The organism is Gracilibacillus sp. Marseille-QA3620 (assembly GCF_054950035.1).
Window position 1 is genome coordinate 4,021,510 of record NZ_CM143102.1, and the last position, 15,881, is coordinate 4,037,390.

Annotated in this window: 16 protein-coding genes; all 16 read right to left on the bottom strand. The window is 47.8% G+C overall.

All coding sequences use genetic code 11. The features are described from left to right. Positions 1-27 precede the first annotated feature (27 nt). Complete coding sequence (locus ACY8DX_RS20135; RefSeq protein WP_439803228.1) at positions 28-732, bottom strand: YwmB family TATA-box binding protein; 705 nt, start codon at positions 730-732, stop codon at positions 28-30. A gap of 80 nt (positions 733-812) precedes the next feature. Beyond that, positions 813-1,046, bottom strand: a complete 234-nt coding sequence (locus tag ACY8DX_RS20140) for a DUF1146 family protein (protein ID WP_197089885.1) — start codon at positions 1,044-1,046, stop codon at positions 813-815. A 664-nt stretch (positions 1,047-1,710) separates the two neighbouring features. Beyond that, complete coding sequence (nuoN, locus tag ACY8DX_RS20145) at positions 1,711-3,225, bottom strand: NADH-quinone oxidoreductase subunit NuoN (RefSeq protein ID WP_462405949.1); 1,515 nt, start codon at positions 3,223-3,225, stop codon at positions 1,711-1,713. Positions 3,226-3,231: 6 nt separating this feature from the next. Further along, a complete protein-coding gene (locus ACY8DX_RS20150; RefSeq protein WP_462405950.1) occupies positions 3,232-4,701 on the bottom strand; it encodes a complex I subunit 4 family protein in 1,470 nt (489 codons plus the stop codon). Continuing rightward, entirely contained in the window at positions 4,698-6,542 is a 1,845-nt protein-coding gene (nuoL, locus tag ACY8DX_RS20155) for an NADH-quinone oxidoreductase subunit L (RefSeq protein ID WP_462405951.1), read from the bottom strand. Before nuoL ends, ACY8DX_RS20150 begins: the two co-directional genes overlap by 4 nt. 16 nt (positions 6,543-6,558) lie before the next feature. Further along, positions 6,559-6,879 (bottom strand): NADH-quinone oxidoreductase subunit NuoK, encoded by a 321-nt coding sequence (nuoK, locus tag ACY8DX_RS20160; RefSeq protein WP_049669327.1) that lies wholly within the window; start codon positions 6,877-6,879, stop codon positions 6,559-6,561. Beyond that, entirely contained in the window at positions 6,876-7,388 is a 513-nt protein-coding gene (locus tag ACY8DX_RS20165; protein WP_462405952.1) for an NADH-quinone oxidoreductase subunit J, read from the bottom strand. Before ACY8DX_RS20165 ends, nuoK begins: the two co-directional genes overlap by 4 nt. Next, positions 7,385-7,807, bottom strand: a complete 423-nt coding sequence (gene nuoI / locus ACY8DX_RS20170) for an NADH-quinone oxidoreductase subunit NuoI (protein ID WP_049669325.1) — start codon at positions 7,805-7,807, stop codon at positions 7,385-7,387. Before nuoI ends, ACY8DX_RS20165 begins: the two co-directional genes overlap by 4 nt. A 13-nt stretch (positions 7,808-7,820) precedes the next feature. Next, on the bottom strand, positions 7,821-8,819 hold the full coding sequence (gene nuoH / locus ACY8DX_RS20175; RefSeq protein WP_462406995.1) for an NADH-quinone oxidoreductase subunit NuoH: 999 nt from the start codon (positions 8,817-8,819) through the stop codon (positions 7,821-7,823). Continuing rightward, positions 8,819-9,919, bottom strand: a complete 1,101-nt coding sequence (locus ACY8DX_RS20180; RefSeq protein ID WP_462405953.1) for an NADH-quinone oxidoreductase subunit D — start codon at positions 9,917-9,919, stop codon at positions 8,819-8,821. Before ACY8DX_RS20180 ends, nuoH begins: the two co-directional genes overlap by 1 nt. Positions 9,920-9,922: 3 nt before the next feature. Beyond that, positions 9,923-11,428, bottom strand: a complete 1,506-nt coding sequence (locus ACY8DX_RS20185) for an NADH-quinone oxidoreductase subunit C (protein WP_462405954.1) — start codon at positions 11,426-11,428, stop codon at positions 9,923-9,925. Between the two features lie 33 nt (positions 11,429-11,461). Continuing rightward, positions 11,462-11,974: a NuoB/complex I 20 kDa subunit family protein gene (locus ACY8DX_RS20190; RefSeq protein ID WP_462405955.1), complete on the bottom strand. Its 513-nt coding sequence runs from the start codon at positions 11,972-11,974 to the stop codon at positions 11,462-11,464. Beyond that, on the bottom strand, positions 11,965-12,339 hold the full coding sequence (locus ACY8DX_RS20195; protein WP_049669321.1) for an NADH-quinone oxidoreductase subunit A: 375 nt from the start codon (positions 12,337-12,339) through the stop codon (positions 11,965-11,967). The genes ACY8DX_RS20190 and ACY8DX_RS20195 overlap by 10 nt, the downstream gene beginning before the upstream one ends. 733 nt (positions 12,340-13,072) lie before the next feature. Then, positions 13,073-13,480, bottom strand: a complete 408-nt coding sequence (locus ACY8DX_RS20200) for a F0F1 ATP synthase subunit epsilon (RefSeq protein WP_049669320.1) — start codon at positions 13,478-13,480, stop codon at positions 13,073-13,075. Between the two features lie 30 nt (positions 13,481-13,510). Beyond that, complete coding sequence (gene atpD, locus ACY8DX_RS20205; RefSeq protein WP_049669319.1) at positions 13,511-14,932, bottom strand: F0F1 ATP synthase subunit beta; 1,422 nt, start codon at positions 14,930-14,932, stop codon at positions 13,511-13,513. Between the two features lie 63 nt (positions 14,933-14,995). Further along, positions 14,996-15,853, bottom strand: coding sequence for a F0F1 ATP synthase subunit gamma (locus ACY8DX_RS20210; protein WP_439802898.1), 858 nt, complete (start codon positions 15,851-15,853; stop codon positions 14,996-14,998). Between the last annotated feature and the right edge of the window lie 28 nt (positions 15,854-15,881).

Here is a 15,881-nt window from a genome sequence, read left to right on the forward strand (position 1 = left end):
TTCCCCTCCGCGTTCAATATCTCTATATTAGTATTCAAATGCTATTATCGGTGTGCCAATGGTAACGGTTGTTCCTTCCTCCTCCTGTGTTTCGCGGAATGCAAGCTGAAGGTTAACCCCATTTGGCAGCGTATTTTCAAATTGTTTGCTGTTAGCAGAAATTGATATGAAATCGCTCTCTACAGCACTTTCCACTGACGTTGCATCAAATAATTTCATCCAGTTTTTATAAACAACCTTATCCATAGTATCACCGGTTCTCACCTTTAGACAAGCGAAATAATCAGGTTCATTTTTAAATAAACCTTTCTTCCCGGTTTTCATTTGCTTACGGATATAAGCTGCATGTCCGTCTGACCATTTCTCACCCTGAATAGAGTACAAAATCGCAATTTCATTACGTTCATCAGACATTACCTTAATAGTAGAACGTACACCCAATTCCTCATCGACACGACTGCCTGTCCATGCCTGGTAATCAGAAGTATTCTCCTCTGTCCACACATAGTCAGTAAACCGTTCTTTAACCTCGGATGTCACAACTGACAGACTTCCCTTTGTACTTGAGCGCGCTAAGATACTCCAGCCCAAAACATCAGCGTCTGGATTTATCTCAAAAACTCGATCAACGATTTTTTCTAAATCACTCGTTGCCAAAGCTTCTGTCGTTTTATTCCCTACATATAAAAGCATCAAACCAACAATTACAGGTAATACGACCTTTTTAAGCATGTACCTCACTCTCCCCATAGAGCTAGTTTGCCCCAAAGAGAGGTATGTAAATACATAAGTCCGTTCGTCATCATCTGACATTACTCAAACAAAAGCGGTAATTGCCGTGAATATCCCAAATACGTCAGGAAAAATCCGCTCACTGTCGACCCAATCGCGATTGTCAGCAAAATATACAGCACTCTTGCCTGTACAACCCGGCCAGCCCGAAGCAGCTTATCGAAATGGATCGCTTGCAGCGCCCACCATGTCACCCCTATAAAAAATAAATGACTGATGATACTGATTAAAGCTTGAAATCCAAAACTACTCATGATCATTTCCCTTCTATACCCAGAGATATACGATAACAGTGTAACATATTTATTTCCTGTCTTCCTCTTTTTCTGCAATTAATCGACTAATTTCTGCAAAAAAGTCCTTAATCCCTATAAATATAAGTAATAATGTTTGGTAATATCAATCAATCCTTCAGAAAACTAGATCGATACGCCTAATAAACATCCATACTATTGTAAACCATTCCTCCCCCTAACACACTTACAAAATGGTAAGTTTCTAAACTAATTTTCGCATCTGGAACCATACACTGGAAAAATGTCAGCCCATTTGGGGAGGGAGAAAAGTTATAGACATCATCTCGAATGAATCTTCTCGTAAACAGTCTGTGTTATTTAGGTGTCCTGCGTAGATTTTTCTCTCGAAAAGGCTCTCAATATCAAAATGGCGTCATTTATAGTTCCTTTTGAAGACAATATCCTCTAAAATCTTATCTTCCAGCCGGGATCGGTCTTCGTTTCTGAAGGAAATATTGATGAATCCTTTATTTAAGAGCGAAAATATCAGGGTATGGGCGCGGCTAAACCCTTATAGGGGGGTAAATGTAGTGTATGAGCGAAACCCGTATCCCCTGCAGACACCCTCCACCCCATGACAGCACAAAAAAAGCCCGCCCAGCCAAAGCCGGACGAGCCTTCCTTATCTCAATAAATTCACCATGTCCGCGAAGTTTCCTTGATAAAAATCAAGCAGGACATTCGGGAACAGTCCGAGGAGGAGCGTTCCGCCTACGCATAATCCAATGGCGAGCCCCATCGGGAGGGAAACCGCGCGCTCTCGCCGCTCCTCACCTGGGCGGGCAAACATATGGACCATGACGTTGAAGTAGAACACATAAGAGATGACAGTGGCAATGAGCATGATTGCTGCCAAGATGTAATGACCATCCTCCTTTGCAAAGAAGCTGACGAAGATATTCAGCTTCCCGATGAAACCAGCTGTTGCCGGTATCCCAGCGAGCGATAGAAGGAAGATGCTCATTGATACAGCCAAGACAGGTGCCCGCTTATATAAGCCGGCCAAGACATACACATCATCCTCTTCCCCGTCCTTGATCATGAATTGGATGATGGCTAAGGCGCCTGCCACCATGAACACATAGGCGATCAAATAGAACCAGAGCGCTTCAATCGTATATTGGCCAAAGGCAGCCACTGCAGCTAGCAAATATCCGGCATGACCGATGCTGGAGTAGGCGAGCATTCTCTTCAAGCTTCTTTGGCGGAGGGCGATGATGTTTCCGACCAGCATCGTCATTCCCGCTAGTACCGCTACATACTGGTGATTGGCGGTGAAGATGGAGAGAAATCCGATGGAATCCATCGTTGCCGTCATAAAGACAGTCACAACAACCCGCATAAGGAGGGCGAACCCGGCTGCCTTTGAGACGATGCTCAAAAAGGCGGTAACAGGAGTAGGCGAACCCTCGTACACATCCGGTGCCCACATATGAAACGGTACGGTGGCCAGCTTGAACGACAGACCGACCAGCAGGATGAAGAAGGATAGTCCAGCTATATATTGATATTGCGCGTTCGTCTCAATCGCGAATTGGTTACTGAGCTCATAGAGATTCGTCGTTCCGCCGAGTCCGTACAAGTAGCTCATCGCGAATAGAATGATAGCTGTCGAGATGCCGCCATTAACGACATATTTCATCGCAGCCTCTGTTGACTTGACTGATGATTTTCTCATACCCGCAAGGATGTAGGAGGAGACAGAGAGCAGTTCAAGACCGACAAAGAGTGTAATTAAGTCAGCACTAGATGTCATGACCATTCCGCCTAGAAGGGCGGTTAGGAATAAATAGAAGAACTCTCCCTGATACGGCCCCATCCCTCCTGCTGGCTTATGATCGATTGCTAAAAGCAGCACGATGGCGGCCCCAATTAAGAGGACCATCTTAAAGGCTTTCGCGAATGTATCGAGCACAAAAGTATCATACAAGATTGAACCTGGCTCTGCTGAAGTCAGGCTGACAACCATCACTAAGGCAAGCAGCACACTCACGAATGCGAACCAGCCAAGGATTCTTCTCCCAACCTCCTTCGGCATAACAAGGTCCAGGATGGAGAGCAGAACCGCCGCGGCAAGGATGATAAACTCCGGCATCATTAAGCTCCAGTTAAATGAAAGCAGGGTATCCATATCCATTCCGCCTCACCCCCCTATTCCTGAAATTGCGCGCTCAAGGATGGATGGATAAACACCGATGAGCACAATAATGCCAACTAAGACAGCTGCCGGGACCCATTCGACCAAGCGAAGGTCATGGGCCTGTTCATCCCCGCTGCCGAATGTCATTTTCAGCACAGAACGGAGTACATAAACAGCTGTCAGAATAAGTCCCAGTGCTCCTATCGCACCAAGAACAGCTTCCTTCTCAAACACCCCGAGGAAGGCGAGAAATTCACTTACAAACCCTGATAATCCAGGCAAGCCGAGCGATGCCATCCCGGCGGTGAGCAAGAAGCCGGAGAACACCGGCATCCCGTTCCAAAGTCCGCCGAGCCTCCTCATATCGGTCGTTTCATAGCGATCCTGCAAGACTCCCACCAAGAGGAAGAACAAACTGGCAATCAGTCCATGGGACACAACTTGGAAGATTGCTCCCTGCATGCCCGCATCATTCATCGCGCCAAGCCCCATTAGCACAATCCCCATATGGGAGACAGACGAATAGGCGAGCAAAAGCTTGAAGTTTGTCTGGATAAGAGCAAGGAATGCCCCGTATAAAAGATTAACCACACCAAGCAGGATGATCCAAAAGGAAATCTTGCTGAACTCCTCCGGGAACAGTCCGACAGCAAATTGAATCAGACCATAGGCGCCAATCTTCAAGAGAATACCGGCATGGAGCATGACCACAGCGGGAGGCGCCTCAACATGGACCTTCAATACCCAGGAATGAAGCGGGAAGATTGGCAGTTTAATGCCGAAGGCCACAATCAAAGCAATAAGCAATCCATACTTCAATTCTGAGCTGATTGGGGACAATAATGTTTGTCCGCCGAGAGAAAGAATTTGTTTTAGAATCTCGATATTGGACGTGCCTGTCTTTGCGAACAAGACGGCAATCACGAATAGCAAGATCGCTGAACCGAGACCGTTATAGATCAAAAAACGATACGCAGCCTTCTCGCGGTCAAATCCTCCCCATTTCCCAACTAAGAAGAAGGTTGCCACAAGTGTCACCTCAAAGAAGAGGAAAAATAAAATCAAGTTCTCAGCCGCAAACACACCGAGCATCCCTGTCTCAAGCAGCAGGAACAGACTGAAATATCCTTTCCATCCCTTCTCTATCTGCCAGGTGGACGCTATTGCCGCAAGCGTACTGAGTACAGCTGTTAAAAGAATCATCACAAAGGAAAATCCATCAATCCCAAGCTCAAACGGAACAGCATACATCTGGCTGAATTCATTGCCCGTATTGCCGAGCTGGAACCAGTTCGCATAAACGGCATAGCTGCTCCATTTAAGTCCGGATACAGCGATAATTAATGAAAGAACTAGCGGGATGACTGTCCCGAGCACACCGACCAGCTTAAGTAATCGTTTGTTATCACTTGGCATGAGCCAGAGGATCAGCATGAACAGAAGCGGTGCGAAAACAAGCAAGGTCAACATCATCGTACATACCCCCCTGTCAGTGCAAAGACGACGAGGATAACGGCAAGGCCGATAAAGGCGACTGCCCCGTATAGCTGCATCTGCCCATTCCCGGCATCTGCTCCCCTAGCCCCCAGCCGGTCAATCACTCCGCTGATGAGCGAGCCAATCCCTTGCACAATATACCGGTCAAACCAAGAAAGCACATAACCAATTCCCTGCACAAGCGGAACGGCTGTCTTAGCGTACATCTCATCCACATAAAATTTATTCACGAGCATACCTGGCATCTCCAGGTCTTCACTCCCTTTTCTGCCAAACAGCCAATACGCTCCGCCGCTTCCTGCCAGAAAAGCAAGAACCGCTGCCAGCGCAATCCAGCCAGGAGCCTCTGTATGACTCGCCTCCATATATACATTCCCTTCCATTAGCCACTCCCTTAGATATTCTCCAAACCAAGGGGTATTGAGGTAGCCAGAGAAAATAGCGAGCACACCAAGCACCATCATCGGTATAATCATATTTCTTGGAGACTCCTTTACTTGCCCCTTCATTTTAGCCGGGCCAGTGAACACCAAGAAGAAGAGCCTGAACATATAAAAGGCCGTCAAGACTGCTGTGATGAGAGCTAAGGCAAACAGTACCGGATGGCCGGCATTCCAGGCAGAAATCAAGATCTCATCTTTACTGAAGAAGCCTGAAAGAAGCGGAAATCCGGTCAATGCCAATGTCCCGATGAGAAAGAGCATACCTGTCAGGCGCAGCTTTGAAAATAAGCCGCCCATCTCAAGGATGTTCTGCGTCTTTACCGCATGAATGACACTTCCTGCCGCTAGGAATAACAGCGCCTTGAAGAAGGCATGCGTCGTTAAATGGAATACCCCGGCAACATATCCGGCAGAGCCGAGCGCAAGCATCATGTAGCCTAATTGACTGACCGTTGAATACGCAAGAATTCGTTTAATATCATTTTGGCCGATTGCAATCAGTGCCGCAAAGATTGCTGTGAATGCGCCAATAATCGCAACTGTCAGCAAGGCAGCCTCGCTGGCAAGGAAGAGCGGGAACATTGTCGCAACGAGATACACACCTGCGGCAACCATGGTCGCCGCATGGATAAGGGCGGAAACCGGTGTCGGCCCCTCCATCGCATCCGGAAGCCAGGTGTGAAGCGGGAATTGCCCTGATTTCCCCATCGCCCCGATGAAGATGAGGATGGCTGTCAACGTAATCATTCCATCTGATACCGCTCCCGATTCCACTTTTGCAAAGATATCCGCGATCTCGAAGGTGCCAGTCTGCCAGAATAAGAGCATCATTCCGATCAATAAGCCAACATCCCCGATCCGTGTCATGATGAATGCCTTCTTCGCAGCATCACGGGCGGACTCCTTATAAAAGTAGAATCCAATCAAGAGGAAGGAACCTAAGCCGACCAACTCCCAAAACACATACAGCTGGAGGAGATTCGGCGACAGAACCAGCCCAAGCATTGCAAACGTAAACAATCCCAAATAGGCATAGAAGGTAGCTATTCGTCCATCCCCCTTCATATAGCCGATGGAATACATATGTACAAGTACACTGACCAGTGACACGATCACAAGCGTCAATGCATTCAATTGATTGACCTCAACACCTGCTGTCAGGCGAATATCCCCTGCCTTCAGCCACTCAAATGAGGCTCGGTAGGTTGGTGAATCGATACGCTCGACGAGAATAAAGGCCGCCCCGATAAAGGTCAGGGCCAATAGGCCGGTTCCAATATAGGCGCTCGTCTGCTTCAACCTCTGGCCGAAGAGCAAGAGAATCACAAATGACAGCAGGGGAACTAGCGGGATGACCCACACAAACTCCATCATGTATACATTTCCCCTTCTAACTAGAATGGTTCAGCTTATTCATCTCATCCACATTGACGGTTTTGCGATTTCGGTATAAAGCAATCAAAATTGCGAGCCCGACAGCCGCCTCAATCGCTGCGACGGCTATGACAAATAAGGCGAAGACCTGACCGTCAATGGCCGGGGCAGGCCCCAGCTTGCTGAAGGCAATAAGGTTGATATTGACGGCGTTCAGCATCAATTCAATGGAGACGAGGACCATGATCATGTTCCTTTTCGTCAATGCGCCGTACAGTCCGATGCAAAATAAAATCAAGGCCAATGTTAAATAGGCCGGAAGCGGTACCGTGCTCATGAATCCCCATCCTCCTTTTCATCCTTTTTCGCAAGAACAATCGCACCGACAAGCCCAACAAGAAGCAGCACAGACAAGAGCTCAAACGGAATCACATACTCACTGAAGATGGAGATCCCAATCTTCTCGGTATTATCCGCATGAAGCCGTTCGGACTGATTGCCAAAGTCCAAATCATAAATGCCGGCATACACCACAGCAGCAAAGCCGAGGATTCCAAGCAGAATCAATGCCTTGCCCAATGGCCGGACCTTTGATGGGCTCTCATCCTGGTGATTCGTCAGCATGATGCCAAAGAGCATGATGATCGTGATGGCACCTGAGTAAATCATAATCTGGACGACCGCCGTAAATTCCGCTGATAAGAGCAGGAAGATACCGGCCACGCTGACGAAGGTCAAAACAAGCGCCAGCATCATATGCATGACCTTCGTCAAGTTGATCATCATGACCGCGCCAGCGACGGCCGTAAATCCTAAAATCATAAATGCGATGACTTCCCCGCTCATTGCTGATTCACCTTTCGAATATTTTCATCATTCTCATCAAGCCACTGGAGATTCTTAAATAATTCATCCCGGCTATACTCGGCAAGCTCAAAATTATTCGTCATCACGATAGCCTCCGTTGGGCAGACCTCTGTACATAAATCACATAAAATACAAATCTCAAAATTGATATCGTAGGTGTCGATAATCTTCTTACCCTTCTTAGTGGGATCAGGGTGCTTCTTCCCGGTGAGGTGAATGCAATCTGTCGGGCAGATGTTCACACATTGATTGCAGACGATGCATTTCTCCGGATAGAATTTCTGGATGCCGCGGAACCGGTCCGGAAGCATCATCGGTTCATTTGGGTAATCATAGGTGACTTTATCCTTGGTTAGATTCTTCAGCGTATATTTCAAACCTTTGACTAGACCGAGCATAGGATATCCTCCCTTACATGATTTTCAACAATAGGGCCGTCACAAAAATATTCACAAGCGCCAGCGGCAAAAGCACCTTCCAGCCGAACTCCATTAAATGGTCCGCTCTCAGACGCGGCAGGGTGACTCGTACCCAGATGAGGAAGAAGGTTACGGCAAACCATTTCAACGCAAACCAAATTGCTCCTGGAATCACATCAAGAAACGGCAGCGGATGCCAGCCGCCGAGGAATAGTACGACAGTCAGCGCCGCCATCGCAAACATATACACATACTCTGACAGCATGAAGAATGCCCATCGGAATCCTGAGTACTCCACATGGAATCCGGCAACAAGCTCTGATTCCGCCTCGGACAGGTCAAACGGCACCCGGTTCAATTCTGCGACTGCTGCTATGAAGAAGATGATGAAGGCGAGCGGCTGCTTGACGATATTCCACAGGCCCTCCTGCCCGGCGACAATGTCATTTAAATTGAGACTTCCACTCAAGAGGACGACGCCAATCACCGACATCACAAGCGGCACCTCATAGGAAATCATCTGGGCACCGGCCCGCATCCCCCCAAGGAGCGAGTACTTATTATTGGAGGCCCACCCGGCCGCCAGGATGCCGACCGTCGATAAGCTCGAGACCGCAATATAATAGAGGAGACCCACGCCAAGGTCGGCGAACTGGAGCTTATCTGTAAACGGCAGAACAGCAACGACCATCATGGCTGGTGCAAAAGCTATCATCGGTGCAAGCTTAAAGAGCGGCTTATCAGCCATCGCTGGCACCGTGTCCTCCTTAATCAAGAGCTTCAATACATCTGCTACCGTCTGCAGCAAGCCGAAATTCCCGCCAAGCTGATTCGGTCCGTGACGGAGCTGCATATAGCCCATCACCTTCCGCTCTGCCAATATCGCAAAAGTAACAAAGCCTAAGATGACAAACATGAGCACAACCGCAGCAATGAAAAAGAACGCAAACGTTCCAAGGCTGGGCGCCGAGGTCAGTAAATCCTGCACCATCACCCATCAACCTCCCCAAGCACGATATCAATAGCTCCTAGAATCGCAACGAGATTCGCAATATTTTCTCCCTTTAATAATTTCGGCAGAATTTGAAGGTTATAGAAGGAAGGACGCCTAAATTTCAGACGATACGGCTCCTTCTTCCCCTCACTCGCTATATAGCAGCCAATCTCACCACGCGGGGATTCAATGCGGACAAACCCCTCTCCCTTTGGCGGCTTCACAATTTTTGGCACCTTCGCAAGGACCGGTCCACTCTCCGGAAATTGCTCAATGGCCTGCTCTAGGATCTTCAGGGATTCTTCCATTTCATCCAAGCGGATTTCATAGCGGGAGAGCACATCTCCTGTTTCACGTGTAACACTGCTAAAATTAAAACGGTCATAAATGGAATAGGGCGCCGTCTTTCGGAGATCTTGATCAATGCCTGTGCATCTTAAATTCGGACCGCTGAGTGAATACGCAATTGCCTCATCCGCCGAATAAATCCCAATCCCTTTTACCCGAGTCTGGAAGATTTCATTGCCGCTGACCAGATCACGATAACCGGCAAGCTGCTCACGCATATACGGGATGAAATTTGCCACCTTCTCAAGCCATCCGTCCGGTGCATCCCACTTCACGCCGCCAATACGCATATAGTTGAAGGTGAGGCGTGCCCCTGACAGTTCATTGAGAAAATTAAGAATCATCTCCCTCTCCCTGAATGCATAGATGAACGGGCTCGTTGCTCCTAGGTCAAGAACGAATGTACCCCATGCTACAAGATGGCTCGCAATTCGGCCAAGCTCCATCGCTATGATGCGCAGGTACTCCGCCCGCTCCGGCACCTCGATATTCATCATCGTCTCAACGGCATGGCAAAGCACATAATTATTCGTCATCGCAGATAAATAATCCATCCGGTCCGTGTATGGAATGATTTGCGTATATTGCAAATCCTCCGCAAGCTTCTCCGTCCCCCTATGTAAATAGCCGATAACAGGTGTCGCCTCCGTGATGATTTCCCCGTCAATCTTGACGACGATGCGCAGAACCCCATGAGTACTCGGGTGCTGAGGGCCAACATTCAACAGCATTTCCTCTGTACGAATCATCCGCTACACCTCCACATCATCATATTGGACATAATCCTTGCGAAGCGGGTAGCCTTCCCACTCCTCCCCCAATAGGATGCGTTTCAAATCCGGATGCCCGGTAAAATGGATACCAAGTAAATCATACGCTTCTGACTCGGCCCAGTTCGCCCCCGGCCATAGCGGTGTCACCGACTCAATCTCCGGCTGCTCCCGGTCTATCTTCACCTTTACGACAACATCCCGCTTAAATGACAACGATTGTAAATATAAATATACTTCAAAATGCTTCAAAAAGTCCGTTCCGTGAATTTCTGATAAGTAATTAAATTGAAGCTTTGGATGATTGCGCAAGCATGTTACCACTTCCAGATAGGCCTCCCTATTCACAACCAAGGTAGGAACATCCTTTGAAAGTCTATTAATATAGGCATCTACCAAACTATCCGCTCCAAGCTCCTCCTTAATGATTGCTGTATAAGAGTTAAGGAGCGATTGATTGGGTGAAGGAGCCGCTTCTTCGGAACTCTCTTTTGGCTCCTTTCCTGCTGCTCCCTTTAGCTTGGCTGCTGCCGCTGCTTTCGCTTTTGCCGCAGCAATGGCTTTCGCCTTTTCTTTATCTGGGTCTGTATCTCGGTTTTGTTTGGCGAGAGCCGCCGCTTTCGCTTTTGCGGCTGCTGCCGCTTTTCTCTTTGCTAAATCTTCCGCTCCTGCTTCTCCTCCCTCTGCCATTCTCTTCTGCTTGGCAAGGGCGGCCGCTTTTGCTTTCGCGGCTGCTGCGGCTTTTTTCTTTGCGAGGTCATCTGTTCCTGCTTCTTCTCCCTCTGCCATTCTCTTTTGCTTGGCGAGGGCAGCGGCCTTTGCTTTCGCGGCTGCTGCGGCTTTTTTCTTCGCTAGGTCATCCGCTTCTTCATTCTCTCCCTCTGCCATTCTCTTTTGTTTGGCGATGGCTGCTGCTTTTGCTTTCGCGGCAGCCGCGGCTTTTTTCTTCACGAGGTCATTCGCTTCTTCATTCTCTCCCTCTGCCATTCTTTTTTGCTTGGCGAGGGCGGCCGCTTTTGCTTTTGCGGCAGCTGCGGCTTTTTTCTTTATGAGGTCATCCGCTTCTTCATTCTCTCCCTCTGCCATTCTCTTTTGCTTGGCGAGGGCTGCGGCCTTTGCTTTTGCGGCTGCTGCGGCTTTTTTCTTCACGAGGTCATCCGCTTCTTCATTCTCTCCCTCTGCCATTCTCTTTTGCTTGGCGAGGGCGGCCGCTTTTGCTTTTGCGGCTGCTGCGGCTTTTTTCTTCGCTAGATCATCCGCTTCTTCATTCTCTCCCTCTGCCATTCTCTTTTGCTTGGCGAGGGCTGCGGCCTTTGCTTTCGCGGCAGCCGCAGCTTTTTTCTTTATGAGGTCTTCTGGGTCAGTAATAGGCTCAATGGCTGCCTCTGTTGGATTGGTCTTTTCAACTTTTGTCTCTTCTTTTGGCTCTACTTTCGGCTCTTCAGCGGAGCTCTTTTTTGCCCGCCGCTTCGCATTCTCTTCTGCCATTCTTTTCAGTACCTCTATATCCCGCCGGCCCACCTACATCACCTTCTTCCCGGTCTTTGCCTCATAAGCAATCTTCTCTTTTAATTTATTGATTCCATAGATTAAGGCTGCTGGATTTGGCGGGCAGCCTGGTATGTACACATCCACCGGGACAATTTGATCGACCCCTTTGACGACACTGTATGATTTCACGTATGGACCGCCAGCTGTTGCGCAGGATCCCATGGCAATGACCCATTTCGGTTCAGGCATTTGATCGTAAAGGCGGCGCAGGATGGGCGCCATTTTTTTCGTGACGGTGCCAGAGACAATCATCACATCAGATTGGCGCGGAGATGTCCGGAAAAAGGACCCGAAACGGTCAACATCATAATGAGAGGATCCGACAGCCATCATTTCAATTGCACAGCAGGCAAGTCCAAATGTTAAAGGCCACAGCGAATTCCCTCTTGCCCACCCCTTTACCTGCTCTAAGGTGGCAAAGAAGATATTGCGCTCTAGCTCGGCCTTTTCCTGAGCAGATAGCTGATTCATATTTAATTCCATTTGAGCACCTTCTTTCTCCAGGCATACGCCAGTCCAAGGATAAGCATGAAAACAAATATCAGCATCTCAATCAGTGCAAAGACGCCTAATTTCTCATAGGCTACTGCCCATGGATAGAGGAAAACCGTTTCTACATCAAATAACACAAACAAAAGCGCAAATATGTAATAGCGGACATTGAATTGAACCCGTGAATCATGAAATGGCTCAAGACCGCTTTCATAGGTGGTGCGCTTAGCCTCCGTCGGCTTATTTGGTCTGAGAATTTTCCCCATGGTGAGCGCGACGACCGGAAGCAGGATACCAAGGCACAAAAAAATCAGAACGATTATGTAATTGTTCTGATACCAATGTAACGATGCCATCTTCACCCCTCCGAATACTCGTATTTTTTCAGGCAAGAATTCTCTTATTATGCAATAAATGTAAGCGTATACATTATAACATTGCCCCGCAAGGCTGTCGATATGTCGGACGACCCTTTGGCCGGGGAAAACAGCCTATCTCCCCAATACTAGTATGTATATTACAGGCAGCGGAAGTTATGAGTACTATTGAGGAAGGCTCGAACTTCTGCCTCGGCAGGCTGGATTATTGTCGAAAACGGGGGTTTGGCAATAGCAATCTTCATTAGAATCTTCCTCGTTCAAAAACGCCGTAATTTAAGCTATTTTTGAAAAATTTAGATGAAAAATGCAGGAATTTCCTTCAAAAAAAAACCTTCAGCTAGTCTTTTTTGACCTTTTGAGCATGGAAGGGTCTAGATTTCTAAGAAAAATAACCATGATTTCATTGTTTATGGGCGAAAACTCTCCGGTTAAGGGCGAAATCATACCATTTATGGGCGAAGTCTACAGGGTATGGGCGGATATTTTGAGGTATGGTCGAAAATCTATCTGTTTGGATGGCAATCATCCCCTATGGGCGAACATCCTATATGGTAATCATCACCTGTAGGCGAACAATCATCCGTTTGCTTGGGGCAATCGCCCGATCTGAGCAACATGGACACACGCACTCCATTCCAAAATTCTCCCCATCTAAAGCAAAAACCCGCAGAATAAGCAATCGCTCATCCTGCGGGTATCTTATCAGAGATCAATGTCTTTGTTGTTCAGCAATATCTAGACGGTTTAAAGCACGCTTGAGTGCCATTTCGGCGCGGTGTGCGTCGATTGCAGCTTGTCTGTCTGCAAGACGTTTTTCTGCGCGCGCTTTGGCCTGTTTGGCGCGAGCAATGTCAATGTTCTCTGCACGTTCAGCTGACTGGGCTAGAATGGTAACTTCCTGTCCGTTAACTTCGACGAAGCCTCCGGATACAGCAACCCATTCGGTATGGTTGCCGTTTTTCAAACGGACAGCGCCAATATCAAGCGGCGCGACCATTGGAATATGTCCGGCAAGAATACCTAGTTCCCCAGTTTTTGCTTTTGTGCTGACCATTTCCACTTCATCTTCCAAAACAGGACCGCCAGGAGTAACTACAGAAACTTTAATCGTTCTCATATATGCGCCCTCCTATAGGATCCGTTTGGTTTAAGCCTCTACGCCCATTTGCTTAGCTTTTTCAACCACGTCTTCGATGCGGCCGACTAGGCGGAATGCATCCTCAGGAAGGTGGTCGTACTTACCGTCAAGGATTTCTTTGAATCCTTTAACAGTTTCTTTAACAGGCACGTAAGAACCTTTTTGGCCAGTGAATTGCTCTGCCACGTGGAAGTTTTGAGATAGGAAGTTTTGAATACGACGCGCACGCGCAACCGTCAATTTATCTTCCTCACCTAATTCATCCATACCGAGGATGGCGATGATATCTTGCAATTCTCTGTAACGTTGAAGCGTTGATTGGACGGCACGAGCTACTTCATAGTGCTCTTCTCCGACGATGTCTGGAGAAAGGGCGCGAGAAGTGGAAGCCAGCGGGTCCACCGCAGGGTAGATACCCATCTCGGATAATCTACGCTCTAGGTTTGTTGTTGCATCTAAGTGGGCGAATGTTGTAGCAGGAGCCGGGTCAGTATAGTCATCGGCTGGTACATAGATTGCTTGGATAGATGTAACAGAACCTACGTTAGTAGATGTGATACGCTCTTGTAATTGACCCATTTCAGTCGCCAATGTTGGTTGGTAACCAACGGCAGAAGGCATACGTCCAAGAAGGGCGGATACTTCAGAACCGGCTTGTGTGAAACGGAAGATGTTATCGATAAAGAACAATACGTCCTGGCCTTGAACATCACGGAAGTATTCAGCCATTGTCAAACCAGTCAAGGCAACACGCATACGTGCTCCAGGCGGCTCGTTCATTTGTCCGAATACCATCGCTGTTTTCTTGATAACGCCAGAGTCTGTCATTTCGTGGTAAAGGTCATTACCTTCACGTGTACGCTCACCAACACCGGCGAATACGGAAATACCGCCGTGCTCTTGAGCGATGTTGTTGATTAATTCTTGGATTAGAACGGTTTTACCTACACCGGCACCGCCGAACAATCCAATCTTACCGCCCTTGATGTAAGGAGCAAGCAAGTCTACTACTTTGATACCTGTTTCAAGGATCTCAACTTCAGTAGATAATTCTTCAAATTTAGGAGCTTCCCTGTGGATAGGGTCCTTTTGATAATCCCCTTCTAATGCAGGATCAAGGTCAATTTTCTCTCCCAATACGTTGAATACGCGACCAAGTGTTACGTCTCCAACTGGTACAGAAATTGGTGCTCCTGTGTCGATTACTTCCGCGTTACGGACCAATCCGTCTGTGGAAGCCATCGCAATTGTACGAACTGTATCATCGCCTAAGTGAAGAGCAACTTCCAAAGTAAGGTATTCCGCTTCATCAGCTGGAGCTCCTTTGGAAACATTAATCTTCAGAGCGTTATAGATCGCAGGCAGTTTGCCGTTTTCAAAACGAACGTCGACAACCGGACCCATGACTTGAGTAACGCGTCCTATGTTCATTCCATTCCCTCCTATTTACTCTAATGCCGAGTGAGTGCTTCAATCTATTGTTCATCCATTTATCTATTCGAGTGCGGCAGCTCCGCCGACAATCTCGGTGATCTCTTGTGTGATCGCTGCTTGACGGGCACGGTTGTATGTGAGCGTGAGTGAGGCGATAAGATCAGATGCGTTATCTGTCGCACTCTTCATCGCTGTCATACGGGATGCGTGCTCGCTGGCCTTCCCGTCCAATAGCGCGCCATAGATGAGGCTTTCCGCATATTGTGGGAGCAACACTTTAAGAATTTCTTCTTGGTTCGGTTCAAACTCGTAAAGCGTTGAGGCTGAATCTGAATCAACACTTCCAAGAGGCAACAATTTCTTTTCCGTTACCTCTTGGGAAATAGCACTGATAAAGTGGTTGTAATACATATAGATTTCATCCACTGTTTCATCTGCGAATAATTTCACCGTACTGGATGTAATTTCTTTAATGTCATCAAAAGTTGGCTGATCAGAAATCCCTGTAAGCTCTTGGATGACGTTCATTCCGCGCATGCGGAAGAATTCACTGCCCATACGCCCAAGTACGATAATGCCGTACTCATCCGGGGACTTATGGCGCTCACTGATTGTCTGATAAACCTTTCTTAAGACACTGCTGTTATATGGTCCAGCCAATCCGCGATCGGAAGTGATAACTACGTAACCAGTTCTTTTCACAGGACGCGCGACGAGCATCGGATGAGATGCATCCTTGCTTCCGTTCGCGATGCTTGATACGACCTCTTGGATTTTCTCCATGTACGGTACAAAAGCTTTCGCGTTTGTTTCGGCACGATTCAATTTGGAGGCGGAGACCATTTGCATGGCTTTTGTGATTTGGCTCGTTTTCTTTGTTGATTTTATACGCGCATCTATATCACGTAATGATGCCATTCATTCTCACCATCCTTCTATTAATGCC